We start from the raw sequence: 19,278 nt of genomic DNA, 5'->3' as shown, positions 1-19,278 counted from the left end.
CCCCGGATCAGGCGCGGCGGAGGATCCCCGCCGTGACACGGGCGCTGAACCGGAGGGCATCAACGGGCACGCGCTCGTCGGCGGCGTGGAACTGCCCGTACACATCGAAGTCGGCCGGAACGCGCAGCGGCGTGAACCCGTACCCGTGGATCCCCAGGCGCGCGAAATGCTTGTTGTCGGTCGATGCCGGCAGCCGGTACGGGAGGACCGTGCCGTCGGGATCCTCGGCGGCGACCTCCTCGGCGATGACCCGCTGCAATCGTGTGCCCGCGGGTGCGGCGATCGCACGGGATCCGCCGAGCCAGTCGATCACGGCATCGGCGCCTGCGAGACGCTGCAGGGTCTCACGCACCTGCTCTTCCTCGCCAGGGAGCGCGCGGATGTCCAGCAGCGCCGATGCCTCACCGGGGATCACATTGCCCTTGAGCCCGGCACGGAGCACCGTGGGCGCGACCGTGCTGCGCAGCGATGCGCCGATCAGCTCACCGGGAAATCCGAGCGCAGCGAGGTCGTCTGCCAGTGCGTCGTCCTCGAAGGCGCGTCCGGTGGCCGCTGCGAAGGCGGCGAGCAACGCTTCGGTCGCCTCGTCGCGCGTGACGGGGAAGGCGTGCTCCCCGATCCGTACCAGCGCGTTGGCCAGCCGGATGACGGGGTCATCCGGGCGCGGGCGCGAGCCATGCGCCGCGGCACCGCGAGCAACGAGCGACGCGGCGAGGGCGCCCTTCTCCGCGGTCGCGAAGAGATAGGCCCGGCGATTCCCGAGCGGCACCGAGAAGCCGCCGACCTCGCCGAGCGCTTGCGTGGCGCCGGCGAACAGCTCGGGGCGGTTCGCCACGAGCCAGCCCGCGCCCCACTGTCCCCCGGCCTCTTCGTCGGCGACGAAGGCGAGGATCAGATCACGCCGGGGCACCGCCCCCGTCAGCGCGAACCAGCGCGCGACGGCGAGCAGCACGCCGGCGAAGCCCTTCATGTCCACCGCGCCGCGCCCGTAGAGGTGGCCGTCCTCGATCACGCCCCCGAAGGGCGGGCGGGTCCAGTCCGCCTCCACGACCGGCACCACATCCAGATGGGCGTGCACCACCAGCGCCCCCGCCGCAGGGTCGCTCCCGGGAAGCCGGGCGAGAACGCTCCCGCGGCCGGGGACGGGTTCGACGAAGACGGATCCGATGCCGGCGTCGGCGAGCCGCTCCTGCACGTACCGGGCCGCGCGGGTCTCGCCGTCGCCGATGGTCGCGGGGTCCGCGGTGTTCACGCTGTCGATGCGGATGAGGCCCGCGGCGAACGCCAGCGCCTCCTCCTCGAGCCGGGTGGTCTCTGTCGCGGAGGTCATGGCGCCACGATAGGCGCGATCCCCGCATGCAGCGCACCCCGGCGAGACACCCCGTAACGGGGCCGTCATCGCTCCGCGTCACGCGCGGTCATGCATCGCAACAACGATGGCCCTGCCGTTACGTGATCGTTATGCTGTGACTATCGCGGCGCCCGAGTGGCTTCGGTAGGCGGTCCATACCCGCCGATCTGAGGGTTCGATTCCCTCCGTCGCGTCGAGATCCCCAGAACAGGCGAACAGCACCAAAACAGGCGAACAGCACGAGAAACTGCCTGTTCTCGTGCTGTTCGCCTGTTGTGGTGCTGGGTGGATCAGCCAGCGCTGTCCAGGGCCAGCAGCTTCTCGATCGTGGCGGTCAGACGCTCGTCCGCCGCGGCATAGGCGGCGAGGTCGCCCGCCTTGAGCGCGGCGTCCTTGTCCGTCATCGCCTGCCGTGCCTCGTTGAGCAGCGAGTCCAGCGTCACGTCGGCCGGGACGCCGGTGCCCGGGGTCGTCCCGCCCTCCGGCGTCTCCCCCTCGGCCGGCTCACTGCCCGGCTCCTCCGGCTCGACGTCGTCATCGCCCGTCGGCGCACCGGAGTCGCCGCCGAACAGGGTGTCCAGGGCGCCGGCGAGGGTGTCCTCGAAGGCGAGCTGGTCACCGAAGGCCACGAGCACCTTGCGCAGCAGCGGGTAGGACGTCCCACCGGTGGACTGCACGTAGACCGGCTGAACATACAGCAGACCGCCACCCACCGGAAGGGTCAGCAGGTTGCCCAGCTTGACGTCCGATGCGCCGATCCGGAGCACGTTCATCTCCTGCGCGATGGCGGTGTCGGAGTTGAACGAGTTCTGCACCTGGCCCGGTCCTGGCACCGTAGTGTCCGCGGAGATCTCCAGCAGGCGCAGCGTGCCGTAGTCCTCGCGCACCTCGCCGGAGGTCGAGCCGGCATCCGCATCGACCGCGAGATAGCCCATGAGCACGTTGCGCGTGCCGCCGTCGGGGATGAACGTCGAGAACATCGAGAAGGTCGCCTCGTCCTGGCCTGGCATCTTCATCGACAGGTAGTACGGCGGCTGCAGCTGCGCCTCCGAGGTCGGGTCGTTCGGGGTGGTCCACGCGTTGTCACGCTGGTAGAAGGCGCGCGCCTGGTCGACGTGATAGGTGCCGAGCATCGCACGCTGCACCTTGAACAGGTCGGTCGGATACCGCACGTGGCTCATCAGGTCGCCCGACATCTCGCTGATCGGCTCGAGCGAGGTCGGATAGACCTTCTGCCAGGCCTGCAGGATCGGATCCTCGGTGTCCCACGCGTACAGCGTCACGCTGCCGTCATAGGCGTCCACCGTGGCCTTGACCGAGTTGCGGATGTAGTTGATCTCATCGATCAGCAGATTCGGCCGCGGGTTGGTCGAGTCGCTGATGGCCTGGGACAGACTCACCTGCTTGGAGTACGGATAGGTGGCGCTGGTGGTGTAGCCGTCGACGATCCACACGATCCGTCCGTCGACCACGCTGGGGTACGGGTCGTTGTCGAGCGTCAGGTACGGCGCCACCTTCTGCACCCGGTCGCGCGGGTTGCGGTCGTAGAGGATCTGCGAGTCCTCGTTCAGGTCGTCGGAGAACAGGATCTGCTCCGACTGGAACTTCAGGGCGTACACGACGCGGTTGAACACGCTGCCGATGCTGGGCCCGCCGTCGCCGGAGAAGGTGTAGTTCGTCTGGCTCTCGCCGTCCTGACCGCGGGGGTAGTCGAGCTCGATCGGCGCGGTGCCCTCCGGGGCTCCGACGATCGAGAACTCGGGCGAGCCCTCGCCGAAGTACACGCGCGGCTCGTAGTCCATGTCGGTGAACACACCCCGCGAGGGGATCTCGCTCTCGACGAAGACCGGCTCGCCCTCGCTCGTGCGCTCGTTGCCCTTGGCCGCGACCATGCCGTAGCCGTGGGTGTAGACCAGCGTGGTGTTCACCCACGACCGCGCGCTGGCGTCGAGCTCATTGAGATCGAGCTCGCGGATCGCGACGATCATGTCCTGGGTCTCCCCGTCGATCTCGTAGCGGTCGACGTCGAGCGTGGGGGTGAACCGGTAGTAGCCGCGGTACTGCTGCAGCTGCTGCACCGTGGGGCTGATCAGGCCCGGGTCCATGAGCCGGATGGATGCGGTGGTGTCCGCGTCTCCGCGCAGCTGACCGGCCTCGGCCTCGGTGCGCGCCTCGAACGGCACCTTCTCGACGTTCGACAGGCCATACGCCTCGCGGGTCGCGTCGACGTTGCGCTGATAGAACGGCGTCTCGAGCACCTGCTCGTTCGGACGCACCTGGAAGGTGGTGACCGCCCACGGGTAGGCGATGCCGACCACGAGCGACGCGGCGACGAGGAGCGCGGTCGCCACCAGCGGGTAGCGCCAGCGGCCGATGATCGCGGTCACGAAGAACAGCACAGCGACGAGCGCGGCGATGACGGCGAGGATGGTCATTCCGGGGATCACGGCATTGGTGCCGGCATAGCCGGGGCCGGTGATACGGCCGTTGGGCTCGATCACGGTGAGGTAGCGATCCAGCCACAGGCTGGCGGCCTGCACGAGCAGGTAGAGGCCCGCGAGGACGGCGAGCTGGATGCGTGCCGGCTTGGAGATGCGCAGCTCGCGCTGGCCGACGCGGACCGAGCCGTACAGGTACGACACGAGGGCCGTGGCGATCAGGCACAGCAGCAGCACGGCGGAGGCGAAGGCGAGCACCATCGAGTAGAACGGCATGGCGAACAGGTAGAACCCGGTGTCCAACCCGAACTCGGGATCGGTGACCCCGGTGCTCACGCCGTTCGCCCAGAGCCAGGCGGTCTGCCAGTTGCCGGCCGCGGCGAAGCCGGCGAAGATGCCGAAGAAGATCGGCATGCCCCACATCGCGAGGCGGCGCAGCGGCTCGACGACCTCCTGATAGCGGTCGAGCTGGGAGCTCAGCTGCACATAGACCGGGCGGAGCCGGTAGGCCAGCTGCAGCGCGATGAAAAGCGGCGCGGCCATCGCGAGGAAGCCGATGACGAACATGAGCACGGTGGCGAACCAGCGCGTGGTCAGCACCTCGGAGAATCCGAGTTGATCGAACCACAGGAAGTCGGTGTAGAAGTTGGCGAAGCCGAAGAACGCCGCGATGAGAGCCGCGATGATCGCGATCGTCACCGCGAAGATGCGTCGGGAGGGTGCTGGCGTGGCCGGATTCGGCGCTGAAGTCGTCGTGGTCACCCGACCATCCTAAACGCCGCGGCTGAACGCACGGCGGACGGCAGCGACGACGACGCTCAGCGCGTGGCTGCTGCGGCCGCCTCGCAGGTCGGCAGCGCGTTGATGTCTCCACCGTCTGCGATCACCCCGATGGCCTCGAGGGACTCGTCCAGCGAGCTCGTGCGGATGACGCGCAGCCCGTCGGGGATGTGCCCGACCACCTGGTCGCAGTTGTCCGCGGGGGCGAGGAAGTAGTCCGCTCCGTTGTCGCGCGCGCCGTACAGCTTCTGCCGGATCCCGCCGATCGGGCCCACGTCTCCGGAGACGTCGATGGTGCCGGTTCCGGCGATCGACGCTCCGCCGGTGAGCTCGCCCGGCGTGAGGACGTCGACGATGGCGAGGGCGAACATCATGCCGGCGCTCGGGCCGCCGACGTTCTCGAGCTGGAACTCGACATCGACCGGAAGATCGAACGACGCCGCGAAGGAGACTCCGATGAGCCACGCCGTCTCGCCGTCGATCTCGCCCCGTGCCGGAGCGACCTCGACCGTCACGTCCTCCTCGCCCCGGCGGAGCTGGAGCGACACCGGCTCGCCCTGGCGCTCCTGGATGATCTCCCGCAATGCACCAACGTCGGTGATCGCGGCGCCGTCGGCGGCCACCAGTACGTCCCCGACCTCGACGAGCCCCGCGGCCGGGGAATCGTCGGTGAGCCCTGCGACCGTCATGCGCAGACCGACCTCGTACCCGAGATGCGTGAGCGCGGCGGCCGTGGCCTCCCCCTGCGAGTCGGTCATGAGCACGGCGTTCTGCTGATTGCGCTGCTCCGTCGTGACCCCGGCGGGGAAGACGCTGTCGAGCGGGAGCACGGCGAGCGACGGATTGAACCAGGCCTCGATCAGCTGCGGCCAGGCGAGCCGGTGCTCGCGATCCCCCAGGAGCTGGACCGTGGTGAGGTAGAGCTGTCCGGAGGTGGGAAAGGTCTCGGCGCCTTCGACGGTGAACAGCGGAACGGACTCGCCGTCGGCGTTCTTCACCGTGCCCAGGGTGTCGGTGATGGGCCCCGGCTGCTGGATGACATAGGGGGTGGGGAGGAAGGTCAGCACCACCAGACCGATCAGCGCGATCGAGACGGCCCACAGCCCGATGACGGTGCTCCGCTTGCGGGGCGGGCGCGCCGGAGGCTCGCCCGGCCGTGCCTCGCGACGGGCCTCGGAGCGGGACGCCGGGGCGGGGGCGCCCGGTGCGTCCACGATCCGCTCGCCGAAGCGGGGCTCGCCGGGGTACGGGCCTGTCGCCATGGTCTCTCCTTCTGACGCCCGCGGCCGGGCGGCGGGCGGAGACGTTCGCGAGCGGCGTACAGGAAGTTCGCCCAGCTCCGGGTGGAACGTCTGATGGTGTGACTAGCGTAGAACTCGACGGCTTTACGAGCGCTGAGAGGGTGCACATGTCCCACGATGACAACCCGCAGAACACGCCGGGCCCCGACGACTTCCGCGAGTTCCTGCGCCGCATGATGAACGGCGAGGGCGGCTTCTCCTTCGACGGCGTCAACCCGTTCGGGGCGGGTGAGGGCGTTCCCTTCGATCCGGCGATGCTCGGCCCGCTCCTGCAGCAGCTCCAGGGCGCGTTCGGCGGCGACCCCTGGGGCAACGCGCGCACGCAGGCGCTGCATGTCGCCAATCAGGAGGGTCAGCAGATCCCGGCAGCGTCGCGATCCTCGCTGGCGGACGCCTTCACGCTGGCGAACCTGTGGCTCGGCGAGGCCACGGTGATCTCCGAGCTCACCGACGCCCCGGCCCCGCTCACCCGCGGGGAGTGGGTCGAACGCACCTTCCCGGTGTGGCGCGAGCTGGCCGTGCCGGTCTCGACCTCGATCGCCGACTCCCTCACCACCGCGCTCGATGAGCAGGTGCCGGAAGAGATGCGCACGATCATGCAGAGCGCGGGGCAGATGATGCGCGGCCTCGCGGCGGGGTTGTTCGCCGCGCAGTTCGGCCGGGTGCTCGGCGAGCTCTCGCGCGAGGTGGTCTCCGGCGGAGATGTCGGCATCCCCGTACTCCCGCCGGGCACGGCGGCGATCGTGCCGCAGAACCTCGCGGCCTTCGGAGAAGGACTCGAGATCCCGGAAGACCAGATCGCGCTGTACCTGTCGGTGCGCGAGCTGGCCTACGCCCGCCTCTACCGCCACGCGCGCTGGCTGCACCTGCACGTGATGACGCAGATCACCGAGTTCGCCCGGGGGGTCTCGGTCGACGTCGAGGCACTGGAAGACGTCGCCAGCCGCCTGGACCCCTCGAACCCGGAGGAGCTGCGCGCCGCGATCGAGGGCGGGGCGCTGCTCCCCGTGCTCTCCGAGGTTCAGAAGGAGGCGCTGGAACGCCTGGAGAATCTCGTGGCGATGATCGACGGCTGGGTCGACGTGGTCACGGCCGCGGCGACAGCGCGCCTGCCGGACGGCGTCCGCATCGCCGAGGCGGCGCGCCGGCGCCGCGCGGTGGGCGGCCCCGCGGAAGACGCACTGGGCGCCCTGGTCGGACTGCGTCTGCGACCGAAGCGACTGCGCGAGGCCGCGGCGATGTGGCGGGCGATCACCGACGCCGTGGGCGTCGCCGCCCGGGACGGCCTCTGGGACTACCCCGACATGATGCCCACCGCGGAGGACATCGACGACCCTGCCGCGCTCATCGCACGGCTGCAGGCGCGGCTGCGCGGCGAGGAACCCGCCCCCGATGAGATGGATGAGGCTCTCGCGCGTCTGCTCGACGGCGATGACTTCTCCGCAGACGCCGGTGAGGCATCCGACGCTGACACGACCTCGGGGACGGAGGACGACGGCCCCGAGGCCGGCGAGCAGCCGGTCTGACCCGGGTGCCGGCGCCCACGCACCGGCACCCGGGAGCTCTTCCCGCATCGGGACCGCGAGCCGCGTTCTCCACAGCTCTCGGTTCCCTCGGACGTGAGGGGACGGCACGCCGCAGAATCGGATCATGCGGACGCTCCGGCTGGACCCGACCTACCCGATCCTGTGGCGTGATGCGACCACCCTCCAGTTCGGGATGCCGGCGCTGGTGACCCTCGACGACGTCGAGCCGTGGGCCGAACGCCTGCTGCTGGCCCTGCACAGCGGTGTGCGGACGGCGGCCTTCGACCTCGCGGCGTTCCGCTGCGGGGCGCCGCGGGACGCCGCCCACGCCCTGCTCGCGCGCATCGCCGACGTGCTCCTGCCGGATCCGGTTCCGCTCCCCTCGGTGGTGGTCGTCGCCCGGGACGGAATCTCCGCGGCGACGATATCGCGCATGCACGAGGCCCTGACCGACGAGGGCGTCGCGCTGGAAGAGACGGCCAGGGCCGACATCGTCATCGCACTGTTCGCCGGTGTCGCGACGGCGCGGGGCCTCGCCGCCTCCCTGCGCGCGGATCGCGCTCATCTGCCGATCGCCTTCGACGCCGGCGGGGCGAGCGTCGGACCGCTCGTCGTGCCCGGCGTTTCGCCGTGCCTCAGCTGCCGCGACGCGCATGACCGTGATCGCGACCCCGCCTGGCCGGCACTGCACGCGCAGCTGATCGGCCGGGGGCCGGAGCGTCCTCCCCTGCGGATCATCACCCGGGCAGCGCACAGCGCGGCACACCTGCTGCGGCGCTGTGCGGAGACAGCGGGGGCGGACACGGGCATCGTGCGGCTCAGCCCGGACGACCGCTCACATCTCCGGCCGGCGATGTTCCACGCAGGATGCCGGTGCCGATCTCTCGCAGGAACCGCGACGGCGAACGACCGGACGATCCCTGCCGCCCTTCCGACCATGTCAGCGACAGGGTGCGCGCGGCGCGCGTGATGCCGACGTAGGCAAGACGACGCTCCTCGTCGATCGCATCGAAGCCGGTCGCATAGGAGATGGGCAGCAGGCCCTCTGAGCAGCCGGCGAGGTGCACATGGGGCCATTCGAGCCCCTTCGCGGCGTGCAGGGTCGACAGCGTCACGGTGTCCAGCGCCGGCTCGTGCTGATCCTTCGCGCGCGCCATCAGCTCATCCGCGAAGGACCGCAGTGTCGCGCCGGGTCCGGCATCTTCGGCGAGCCGGAGGATCGCCCGTCGGGCTTCCCATCCGTCGCGCTGCGCGCCCCCGGCCTGCGGAGCGTCGTCGGTGTACCCCACCCCGCGCAGCACGTCCCTGACCGTCGCGAGGAACCCGGTCGAGACCGGCGCCACAGCGGCGGCCCGAAGGGCCAGCACCGCTTGACGCACCTCCGGCATGTCGAAGAAGCGCGTGCCGCCCAGCACGCTCGTCGGCACCCCGGCGTCGGCCAGGGCCGCCTGGATCAGGGCAGACTGCGCGTGGGAGCGATACAGCACGGCGATCTCGCTCGGCGCAGCCCCCTGGTCGATCTGGGCGGTCACCGCCCGGGCGATCCCGGCGGCCTCAGCGGCGTCCGAGGGGAATCGCGCGACGGTGGGGGGTTCGGCGCTGGGCGCCGAACGCGCGGGGATGAGCTCGAGAGCGCCCGGCCGTCCCTTCATGAGCGCGTTCGCGGCCGCCAGCACCGGGGCAGGCGAACGGTAGCTGGTCTCGAGCCGCACCACGCGCGCATCGGGGTGGCGCCGCTCGAACTCGAGCAGGTATCGCTGGTCGGCACCCGCGAACGAGTAGATGGTCTGGGACGCGTCACCGACGACGCACAGGTCGCGCCGGTCACCCAGCCAGAGCTCGAGCAGATGGTTCTGCAGGGGCGAGACGTCCTGGTACTCGTCCACCGTGAAATGCCGGTACCGCTCCCGCACCGTCGCGGCCACGCGCGGTTCTGCTTCGAGCATCCCGGCACACGCCAGCAGCACATCCTCGAAGTCGAGCTGGTGCCGCTCGTCCTTGATGCGTTCGTAGGCCTCCTGAATGCCGGAGAGCGCCGTCACGTCGAGACCGGTCACCTGCGGTCCCCGCACCGCGCCCTCCGTGATCGACAGCATCGACACCTTGCGCCACTCGATCGCCGCAGCGATATCGCGCAGCGTCGCGGTCTCGAACCGATGGCCGGCCTCCTGCGCCGCCTGCGCCAGCAGCCGCACCTTGTTGTCGATGATGCGCGGCGCCGTACCGCCGGTGAGCGTCGGCCAGAAGTGGTTGAGCTGCGCCAGGGCTGCGGCGTGGAATGTGCGTGCCGCGACACCGGCCGCTCCGAGCGCTCGCAGGCGCCCCCGCAGCTCTCCGGCCGCTTTCGCGGTAAAGGTGACCGCGAGCACCCATTCGGCACGGTACACGCCCGTCTCGACGCCGTGGGCGATGCGATGGGTGATCACCCGGGTCTTGCCGGCACCGGCTCCGGCCAGCACCGCCACCGGTCCGCGCAGCACGGCCGCTGCCGCCCGCTGCCGCTCGTCGAGTCCGTCGAGGACGCTCACGCGCGCCCTTCGAGCCAGTCCGAGATCAGGGAGTGCGCGATCGTGGGGGGTCCGGGCAGGCGCACGTCGCCCTCACCGGCGTAGGCACGACGCACGTCCTCGCGCGTGAACCAGCGCACGTCGATGATCTCCTCGCCGTCCGGACGGGCTGCGTCCGGATCGACGGCGACCACGCGGAAGCCGACCATGAGCGACCGGGGGTAGGGCCACGGCTGCGATCCGCGGTAACGCACATCGCGCACGCGGATACCCGCCTCCTCTTCGAGCTCGCGGTGCACGGTGGTCTCCAGCGACTCTCCCGCTTCCACGAACCCGGCGAAGCAGCTGAACATCCGGCCCTGCCAGTTGGCGTTGGCGCCCAGCAGCAGGCGATCGCCGTCCGGGTGCTCGACCGCGACGATCGCTGCCGGATCGGTCCGGGGGAAGTGATCGCGCCCGCACGCGCTGCACCGGCGCGACCAGCCGGCCTGGGCGATCTCGGCAGGGGCACCGCAGCGCGGGCAGTGCGCGCCGTCGGCGAGCCAGCCGGCGAGCGCGACGGCCTCGACGAGGAACTCGGCATCCTCCCCCGTCATCCGCTCGTCGATGTCGCGCACCGTCGCCCAGTCGCCTTCCCAGCCGAACCAGGTGTCTGCGGGCAGGGCAGCGAGCAGAAGAGGGGCGCCGTCGCTGCGGGTCCCCAGGAACGCCCACCCCGTTCCCTGGCCGGTGAGATCGATCTCGGTGGCGGGGATCCCGGCGACACGCCCGTCGACCACCGGCACCGCACCACCGCGCACGACCACGACACGGGTCGCGGCATCAGCGCGGAGACGGTCGATCAATCCATCCTCATCGCGGAGACGAGCCGTGCGATCGATGGTTCCCGGTTCATCAGGACGATGCCCGACGGCGCCGCGGCTGCTGTCCTCCTGCGGTGCGGCGCTCATCGGATCCCCTCTTCCCGGTGCAGAACATGTCGGACGCAGCGCCGCAGGGATCGGCCGGGATCGACCCCGGCGCGGATAACCTGGAGACCATGGCCCGCTCAGTTCTCACTCTAGCCGCGGCGGTCACAGCGGCCCGCCCCGGCGCTGATGTCTCCGGCGCTCGCGAGCTCACCGCCGGGGGCGACGCTCGCTTCGACTCCGCCGTGGTGACGCTGCGCGACGGCGGCGAGCTCGTGATCCGCGTCGCGTCCAGCGATGACGCCGCCGCCGAACTGGGTGCGGAGGGGCTGGCACTGCGCGCCCTCACCGACGGTGCGCGCGCCGTGCTCGGACTCGGCGTGCCGGAGTACGTCGGCGAGACACGCGTCGGAGAGGACCGGGCCCTGGTGGCGACGTTCCTGCCCGGGTTCCAGATCGATGACGCCGACATCCCCGCGGGACGCGGAGCAGCCGTCTCGATCGGCGAGGCGATCGCGGCCCTGCACGCTCTGCCTGGCTCCGTGGTGCGCAGCGCCGGCCTGTCTGAGCGCTCCGCCGCGCAGGTGCGCGACGACATCCGCCGCCTTGTCGACCGCGCAGCGGCCACCGGACACGTGCCTGCACGGCTCACCGTGCGCTGGCGCGAAGCCGTGGAGGACGACACGCTGTGGCGCTTCGCCTCCACCGTGATCCTCGGCAGCGCGCATGACCGGTCCTTCCTTTTCCGCGACGACCCGGAGCGCGGCCCGGAGGTCACCGGGATCGTCGGCTGGCACGCCCTGTCGATCGGTGACCCGGCCGCCGATCTCGCGTGGCTGAGCAGCGCCCCGGAGGCTGCGGCCGACGTCCGTGCGTCCTATGCGGCGGCCTCGGTGCGAACACCGGACCCGGCGCTGGGCGTGCGGGCACGTCTGCACGCCGAGCTGGAATTCGCACAGTGGCTCGTCCACGGCGACGAGACGCGCCGTCAGGATGTCATCGACGACGCTGCGGCCCTCCTGGACTCCCTGGCCGAGGGCGTGCGCGACGACGATCTGATCCCGCGGCGCCGCCCGGACGACGCCGCGGTCGATGACGCGGTCGACGACGCGCTCGCGGCGGCCGAGCGGATCCCCGACATCCCCGAGGGCGTCGACACATCGATGCAGACGGATGCGTACAACCCTCATGAGCTGTGGAGCGCATCTGTCGAGCCCGACCAGGGGGACGCCGATCCGGCTGTCTCCCGGTTCCCGTCCGAGGAACCGGCATCAGCATCCCCGGAGAGCGCTGCGACCTCTGTCGCCGACACGGCCACAGAGGAGCCTGGAGCCGCTGCCCCGCCCGGCGGGCCTGCCTCGGACGCCGAGGAGATCGACGCAGAGGCTCAGCGGGCGGCGCGCGCCGCCATCCAGCGCTGGACGAGCTCTGCCTCGGAGTAGACCCGGTCGCCGCGGATGACCAGATCGTCGGCGACGTAGAACAGCGCGACGTCGATCTCGTCGAGCGGCACCCCGAAGCGCCGATGGTAGGCCAGCCGGTAGAGGGCCAGCTGCAGCATGCGCTCCTCACGCTCCTCTGCCGTGCGCGGCGCTCGACCGGTCTTCCAGTCGACGATCTCGATGCGGCCGCCGCGGTCCTCTCGCCGGTACACCGCATCGAGCTTGCAGATGACGATGTGCCCTGCGCCTCCGGCACCGCCGTCTGCTGCGGCCCCGAAGGCGAAGTCGATCTCGATCTCGACGGCGAGCGGGCGGAGCGCCCCCCACTCGCTGCGTTCGAAGGTCGCCTGGAGCACGTCGAGCGCTGCGGCATCCGATGCGGTCGTGTCGGAGGAGGCGCCGTCCGTCACGGGGGCGTCGTCGTCGATCTCCCACAGTCCGCTCTCCGCGACGGACGCCGACCCGACCAGCCCGGAACGATGTTCCACCCAGGCATGGAAGAGGGTGCCGATGCGGGTCTGGGTGTAGGGGCGCTCCGGCATCGGCCGGTCGAGCTCACGCAGCGTGCCGCGGTAGTCGGTGACCCAGTCTTTGAAACGCGAAGCAGGAAGCCGCGTCGGCGCCGCACCGGTCGAGCCCCGCATCCGTTCGGCGCGCTCGGCCAGCAGACGCTCGAGGCGCGGCTCCGGAGCCGGCCTCTCCTGCGCGAACGCCTCCTGTACGTCGGCGACGGCGCGCATCACCACCCCGCGCCGACGCCCCAGCGGATCCATCGGCCACGACAGGGTCTCGCCCTCGCCGGCATAGGGGTTGTCGTCGTCTTCCGGCAGGGGTGGGATCTCGGGCATCCCCAGAGCCTCGATCCCGTCGCGCAGATAGGCGCTGGGCACGCGCGGCTTGGTCTGTCCGGACCAGAATGAACCACTCAGCAGCAGATCGCTGCGTGCGCGGGTCACCGCCACGTACGCCAGCCGGCGTTCTTCCTGCAGCTGATAGTCCTTGAAGGCGTCCTGGAATCGCTTCAGCGCGCCGCCCGCCGGATAGGCGCGGGTGATGCCGGCCGCCAGCGCATCGAGCGCGGCCCTGTGCTGTTTCGCGGGGTCGTCTCCGGCCACTGCCTTCTCCGCCGCCGGGTCCCAGGCGAAGCGCGGGAGCGCGTCGCGGTCGCCCCGCAGCGCGAAGGGCACCACGCCGAAGCCGAACCAGCCGGATGTATCGGTGACGCGGCCGGGCAATTCGTCCTCGACGAGACGGACGACGGCGACGGCGTCCCATTCCAGCCCCTTGGAACCGTGGATCGTGAGCAGCTGCACCACGCCGGGCTCGGGGGGCTCCGTCCGGGGCTTGAGGTCGTCGGCGGTCTCGGACTTGTCGAGCCAGGCCAGCAGACTGCCCGCTGTGCCGCGATCGTCGGCGCTGAGGAAGGCCCGCACCTCGTCGGTGAAGGCCCGCAGCTGCGCCGATGCCGACCGCGCCGGCCCCCGTGACTCGTTCGCGGCGAGCTCGATATCGAGCCGCAGCTCGAGCTCGATGAGCCGCAGCAGTTCGATGAGCGGCAGGCCCGCAGCGCGGCGCAGGCGTTCGAGGATCTCCCCGGCCTCCCGCATCCGGCGCCGACCGTCGGCACTGATGGGCTCGAGGAGGCGGTAGTCGTCGCGGGCTGTGCGCACGAAGTCGAGCGCGTCGACGATCGACACCGCCTCGTCGACGCCCTGCGAGGAGCGCAGCCGGGCGCGCATCTCGTCGGAGAGCGGTGAGAGCGAGGCGTCGCGACGTGCGAGCTCGACGGCGAGGCGGTGCAGCCCGGCGAGGTCGGCGACGCCGATCGAGAACCGCGGCCCGGAGAGCAGCCGGATGAGCGCGGAGCCCGCCGTGGGGTCGTGGATCACCCGCAGCATCGAGACGACATCCACCACCTCGGGCGACGACAGCAGTCCACCGAGCCCCAGGATGCGGTACGGGATGCCGCGCTCGGCGAGCGCTTCGGCGAACAACGGCATGTGGTGCTTGGAACGGAACAGGATCGCGCCCGTGTGCGCTTTCGATGGCGCCTCCCCCGTGGCCGCGCGCCTGGCCTGCTCGCGCTCGTGGGCGCCGCGCTGCGCGGTGAACCAGTCGGCGACCTGGGCCGCCTCCTCGTCGACCGTGCGCGGGAAGCGCACCTCCACCCGCCCCGGGCCCGCACCGGGACGCGCGTCGAGCGGCGGGACGTCGAGCGTCGGCCGCCGGAGCGGCGCGAGAACGCGGTTGGCGACCGCGAGGATGCTCTCGTCGTTGCGCCAGCTCGTCATGAGGCTGTATGTCTCAGCCTCACCAGCCGAGGAGAACGCGCGGCCGAAGCCGTAGAGGTTGTCGGCGCTCGCGCCGCGCCAGCCGTAGATCGACTGGTGCGGGTCGCCGACGGCCATGACCGCGGCGTCCTGGAACAGGGCGGCGAGGAACTGGGTCTGCACGACCGAGGTGTCCTGATACTCGTCGAGGAGGACGATACGGTGCTGGGCGCGCAGCTCCGCGCGCACATCCGGGGCCGTCTCGATGATCTCGAAGGCGCCGCCCACCTGGTCGGCGAAGTCGAGCACCCCGCGACGCTCCTTCTCGGCGATGTACTCGCGCACCAGCCGGGTGAGCACGGGGAGTGCGAGGAGGTTCGCCGCGGCCGTGTCGACGCCGCTGCGCACACGGTAGGGTTCGAAGGCCGCGGCCTGGTCGCGGGCAAGGCGGTCCATCTCGTCGAGATCGACGCGGTGATCGAGCGCCTCGGCGGCGAGGCGCTGCACAGTGTCGACGAGTCCGTTCACGCCGCGGTCGATGGCCTCGAGGCCCGGCACGTCCGCGCGCACCACGACACCGCGCGCGATGAGCCACGACGCGGCGGACGACAGCATCGCCGCCTCGGGGTCGCGCCCGATCCGAGCGGCATGCTCGCGCACGATGCCGTCGGCGAACGCGTTGTAGGTCGACACGCGTGGCCGGTTCAGCAGGTGCTCTGCGCCCCGCGGCGTCGCCGGGTCCCATCCGGTCTCGAGGCGCGCCGCCTGCTCGTCGAGCACCTGGCGTCGCACGGTCTCGCGCTGAGCGCCCGGGGCGGCGGCGTGGATGCGGTCGAGCGCCCCGGTTGCGACCAGTTCGGCGAGGTGCGGCAGCAGGCCGCGCCGCGCGAACTCATCGATGGCCTCGAGTCGCGCGGCGATGCGCTCGGCGAGCTCACCGGCGGCCTTGCGGGTGAAGGTGAGGCCGAGGATCTCGTCGGGGCGCACGAGGCCGTTCGCCACGAGCCACACGACGCGCCCCGACATGGTCTCGGTCTTGCCGCTGCCCGCTCCTGCGACGACGAGGGCCGGTGAGGGCGGCGCCTCGATCACCCGCTGCTGGGCCGGGGTCGGCGTCGGCAGCCCGAGGGCGGCAGCAATCGTCAGCGCCGACAATGGCGTCAGGGGCCAGGTCGCGGCGGTCATCCGATCCTCCGCCCGGCTGAGCGCACGGCGCCGCGCTTCGCGTGGCGGACGGCCGCGGCGGTGCGCAAGGCGGGGCACCGGGTGCAGCACGAGGCCGGGTCGTGCGGCGAGCGCGTGTCGATGACGCCGCTCATGAGCTCACCGCCGGGACCGTGTGGATGCGACAGATGCTCACCCGGCGCTGGGTGTCCGAGCAGTGCGTCTCGACCTGCGCCACGAACGACCCCGCTGCCATCCCGCGCGCCGTGTCGGCAACACGCCGCAGGAACTCTTCCCGTTCGGTCTCTGTCAGGACGTGCTGGTGGGCCACTCGGTACTCCGCCTTTCCCACGGTCTTCGACACGATCACCAGACGCGCTCCGACGAGTGCGTCGGGGACGGCCCCCTCGATGCGTCCCTGAGCGACGGCGATCTGGTACGCGGCGAGCTGCGCGTGGTCGCGTACGCCGGCCTCGGTCTCGGGGTCGCCGCGTCCGGTCTTGAGGTCCACGACGACGACCCGCTCTCCCCCGGAGCCCTCCGCCATCGGATCCCAGCGCTGCCCGCGCGCCGCCCCGTGTTCCCCGCCGCCGAGGGGATAGACCTCGACCCGGTCGATCGTGCCGCCGAGCAGGGCCAGCCCTGCTCGCTCTTCCTCTCCGTCGATGGGACGAAGCACGGGGGCGTCGGGGTCGGCGAGATCGACCGCGAAGCGGAAACCCGCCTCCGCTCCGACCACGCGACCACCGTCCCGTGCGACCTCACGCAGATAGGCCTGCAGCCGCTCGACGTACAGCTCCGCACGCGCGCGCTCCTTGCGGTCGATCCACTCGGCCTCGAAGTCGAGCTCTGGCCATCGCTCCTCGACGACCGCCGCCATCGTGTCGGGGTCGCCGTCCGGCGCCTTCTCCATCGCCTCGTGGATGATCGTGCCGATGCCGGCCGCCGCGGGCCGGGTCGTGTCGCCGCCGAGCGCCCCGATCGCCCACTCGAGGCCGCACGCATCGAAGCCGGCGATCGCGGAGGGCGAGACGCGGACGCCCTCGACGTCGAGATCACGCAGCGGTGCGTCGCTGGACACCGGCCGGACGCCATACCACTCGTCTGGCGCCGCGCCGGGCACGGCGGCCTCGGCGAGCAGGCGCAGCTGCCCCGCCGCATGGGCACGCGCTCCGGCGTCTCCTGATGTCGTCAGTGTGCGGCGATGCCGCGCCACCAGCCCGCGCAGGGTGAGCGGGTGCGCATGGCGTTCCTCGTCCTCCGCGGTGTCCAGCGGCGGCGGCAGGAAGGAGAAGAACGGACTCGGCGTGTGGTCGTCGTCCGAGACGGCCGACACCACGATCCGCGACCGCGCGCGCGACAGTGCACGCACGAACAGCCGGAGCTCGTCGTGGAGAGCGGCGCGGCGACGATCGATCACCGCCGGTTCATCGGCCGGCCGACCCTCGCGCGCCGCGAGGACGGTATCTGCCAGCCGCCACGTGTCGAGCATGCCGCCGCGCAGGCGCACGTTGGGCCAGATGCCGTCTTGCACACCGGCGATGACGACGGCCTCGAACTCCGCCCCCAGGGCGGTCGCGGGGGTCATCAGAGCCACGCGGCCAGGCCGCTCCGGCGATGTCAGCGCGTCCTCGGGGACCTCGCTGTCGAGGATGTCGCGGATGAAGCGCCCCGGCCCTTCGTGCGGCGCGCGCTCGACCGAGCGCTTCGCGGCGTCGAACAGCGCGACGAGGCTGTCCAGCGACCGGGCGATCTCGGTGCCGCCCGGCTGCGCCGCCGCCTCCCGCCAGGCGGTCTGCAGGGCGACGCCGCCGAGCGTGCGCGCTCTGTCCCACACCCGCCACAGCAGTTCGTGCACGGTCTCCCCAGCCCGGCCGGCTGCGTGCAGCTGGGCGAGCGTCTCGGCGAAGCGATGCGCGACGCGGGCCTCCGGGGCATCGATCAGCAGCAGGTGCGCAGGCTCGGCCATCGCCCCGCGCAGGAGCTCACGCGCCGGGCGCCGACCGCCGCCGTCGAGCTCATGGTGCCGCAGCCGCGCGCGAAGACGCCGGAGCCCCACCGCGTCGAGCCCGCCGAAGGGCGACGTGAGAGCCTCGGCGAGCGGCTCGACCTCACGCTCCTCTGGTTCCTGCAGCGCGAGTCGCACGATCCCGACGACGTCGCGCACGATGGGCTCGCTGCCCAGGGGACGCTGCACGCCCGCGGCCCGCGTCGGCACCTCGCGAGCCGCGAGCTCGGCCTCGAGCGCCACGATCTGGCGGGTGTCGTGCGCGATCACCGCCATCTCGTGCCACGGGATGCCGTCGCTCAGGTGCCACTCGCGCAGCACCGCTGCGATGCGATCCGCCTCCGTGTGCGGCGCCGAGGCGTGCATCGCCGTCACGCCGTCGAGTCCCGCCAGCGCGTCGGGCGCGCGCCGGTGGTCGACGCGACCCGCCACGCCGATCGCCTGCGTGACGGTGCGGGTGAGGGCGGTCAGAGCCGGTCGCTGACGATGCGGCCTGTCGAGCACGTGCACATCGCCGAGCACGCCCGCGAGCCGCGCGAACAGCTGCGGGCTCGCCCCCCGGAAGGCCCCGGAGGAGATGTCGGGGTCGCCGAACGCGAGCACGGCGACCCCGCGTTCACGCAGCGCCTCCACGAGCCGCACGCCGCCCAGCGTGAGCTCTTGCGCGTCGTCGATGAGCACCGCGCGCAGCGGCGCGAGCGGACCGAGCACCGCTGCGTCCGCCGTGCGCAGCACCGCGGACGCCTCCGCGAGGAGATCGGGGATGTCGCGGTGCGCTGAGCGCATCCCCGACATCACGCGGCGATACTCCTGCAGGAAGTCGGCCGCCGCCCGCCAGGCCGGCCGGCCGGAGGCTGCGAGCTCGGCCAGGCTCACGCCGAGCTCTGTGCTCTCGGCGAGGAATGCGCGCAGCTCGGAGCGGAAAGCCGTCGATGCGCGCACGGCGGGCCCGAGCCCCTCTGGCCACGAGCGGATACCGTCCTCCGCATCACCCGCGAGGAGGTCGGCGATGATGAGATCCTGATCCGCGCCGGTGAGGAGGGCAGGCGGCTCGTGTCCCGCCCGCACCATCGCGCCCCGCACGATCTGGAACGCGAAGGCCCCCAGCGATCGGGCGAGCGGACCGGGCGTGGCGCGCTCGATCCGCACGCCGATGCGGTCGCGCAGCACCGTCGCGGCCTGACGGCTCGGGGTCAGGACCAGAAGCTCCTCGGGGCGCAGCGCCGCGGAGCTCGCGGGCCCGCCGCCGATGAGCCGCGCGACGCGATCGACGAGCGTACGGGTCTTGCCCGTTCCGGGCGCGCCGATCACGACGCCGGAGGCCGCGACGGGCGCCTGGACGACGACGCGCTGCGCGGCGTCCAGGGCGGCATCCGGGTTCATGCGCTCCACGCTATCCCCGCCCTCCGACATCCCCGCTCCCCGGCGTCCCTGGTCCCCGCGTGCCGGTCCCCCGCGTACGCTGCCGGGGCTTCGCGCGCGCCGGACCGATGCCCGGCCTCCGCCGTCACGCCCACAGCGAACCCCGTGCCAGCGCGCCCCGGACGCCGGACCGCCCCGGGTAGAGTTGCTTCGACATCGAG

9 protein-coding genes and 1 tRNA gene are annotated in these 19,278 nt (G+C 71.8%); 3 read left to right on the top strand and 7 right to left on the bottom strand.

What is annotated here, in order from left to right; translation table 11 throughout:
* Positions 1 to 7 precede the first annotated feature (7 nt).
* Positions 8 to 1,330, bottom strand: a complete 1,323-nt coding sequence (locus tag AC3RXY_RS10405; RefSeq protein WP_491510846.1) for a M20/M25/M40 family metallo-hydrolase — start codon at positions 1,328 to 1,330, stop codon at positions 8 to 10.
* Between the two features lie 144 nt (positions 1,331 to 1,474).
* Between AC3RXY_RS10405 and AC3RXY_RS10400 the strand changes: the two genes are divergently transcribed.
* Positions 1,475 to 1,545: transfer RNA gene (locus tag AC3RXY_RS10400), tRNA-Met, on the top strand.
* A gap of 96 nt (positions 1,546 to 1,641) precedes the next feature.
* On the opposite strand, the gene AC3RXY_RS10395 is transcribed toward AC3RXY_RS10400, so the two are convergent.
* Both AC3RXY_RS10395 and AC3RXY_RS10390 read right to left on the bottom strand, forming a co-directional pair.
* Complete coding sequence (locus AC3RXY_RS10395) at positions 1,642 to 4,551, bottom strand: UPF0182 family membrane protein (RefSeq protein ID WP_491510845.1); 2,910 nt, start codon at positions 4,549 to 4,551, stop codon at positions 1,642 to 1,644.
* A gap of 56 nt (positions 4,552 to 4,607) precedes the next feature.
* Complete coding sequence (locus tag AC3RXY_RS10390) at positions 4,608 to 5,831, bottom strand: YlbL family protein (RefSeq protein WP_491510844.1); 1,224 nt, start codon at positions 5,829 to 5,831, stop codon at positions 4,608 to 4,610.
* 146 nt (positions 5,832 to 5,977) lie between these two features.
* On the opposite strand from AC3RXY_RS10390, the gene AC3RXY_RS10385 reads away from it, so the two are divergent.
* Positions 5,978 to 7,396, top strand: a complete 1,419-nt coding sequence (locus tag AC3RXY_RS10385; RefSeq protein ID WP_491510843.1) for a zinc-dependent metalloprotease — start codon at positions 5,978 to 5,980, stop codon at positions 7,394 to 7,396.
* An 818-nt stretch (positions 7,397 to 8,214) separates the two neighbouring features.
* Here AC3RXY_RS10385 and AC3RXY_RS10380 read toward each other — a convergent pair.
* Both AC3RXY_RS10380 and nudC read right to left on the bottom strand, forming a co-directional pair.
* Positions 8,215 to 9,924 carry an ATP-dependent helicase gene (locus tag AC3RXY_RS10380; RefSeq protein ID WP_491510842.1) on the bottom strand — a complete coding sequence of 570 codons (1,710 nt, stop codon included), beginning with the start codon at positions 9,922 to 9,924 and terminating at the stop codon, positions 8,215 to 8,217.
* Positions 9,921 to 10,853, bottom strand: a complete 933-nt coding sequence (gene nudC / locus AC3RXY_RS10375) for an NAD(+) diphosphatase (protein ID WP_491510841.1) — start codon at positions 10,851 to 10,853, stop codon at positions 9,921 to 9,923. Before nudC ends, AC3RXY_RS10380 begins: the two co-directional genes overlap by 4 nt.
* Positions 10,854 to 10,942: 89 nt before the next feature.
* Between nudC and AC3RXY_RS10370 the strand changes: the two genes are divergently transcribed.
* Complete coding sequence (locus AC3RXY_RS10370) at positions 10,943 to 12,253, top strand: phosphotransferase (protein WP_491510840.1); 1,311 nt, start codon at positions 10,943 to 10,945, stop codon at positions 12,251 to 12,253.
* Here AC3RXY_RS10370 and AC3RXY_RS10365 read toward each other — a convergent pair.
* Positions 12,199 to 15,708 (bottom strand): ATP-dependent DNA helicase, encoded by a 3,510-nt coding sequence (locus tag AC3RXY_RS10365; RefSeq protein WP_491510839.1) that lies wholly within the window; start codon positions 15,706 to 15,708, stop codon positions 12,199 to 12,201. The genes AC3RXY_RS10370 and AC3RXY_RS10365 overlap by 55 nt on opposite strands.
* A 130-nt stretch (positions 15,709 to 15,838) precedes the next feature.
* A complete protein-coding gene (locus AC3RXY_RS10360) occupies positions 15,839 to 19,078 on the bottom strand; it encodes an ATP-dependent helicase (RefSeq protein ID WP_491510838.1) in 3,240 nt (1,079 codons plus the stop codon).
* Positions 19,079 to 19,278: the final 200 nt, after the last annotated feature.

Source organism: Microbacterium longlingense, assembly GCF_058349825.2.
The sequence above is the reverse complement of the archived record's forward strand: the minus strand, read 5'-3'. Positions and strand labels throughout refer to the sequence as shown.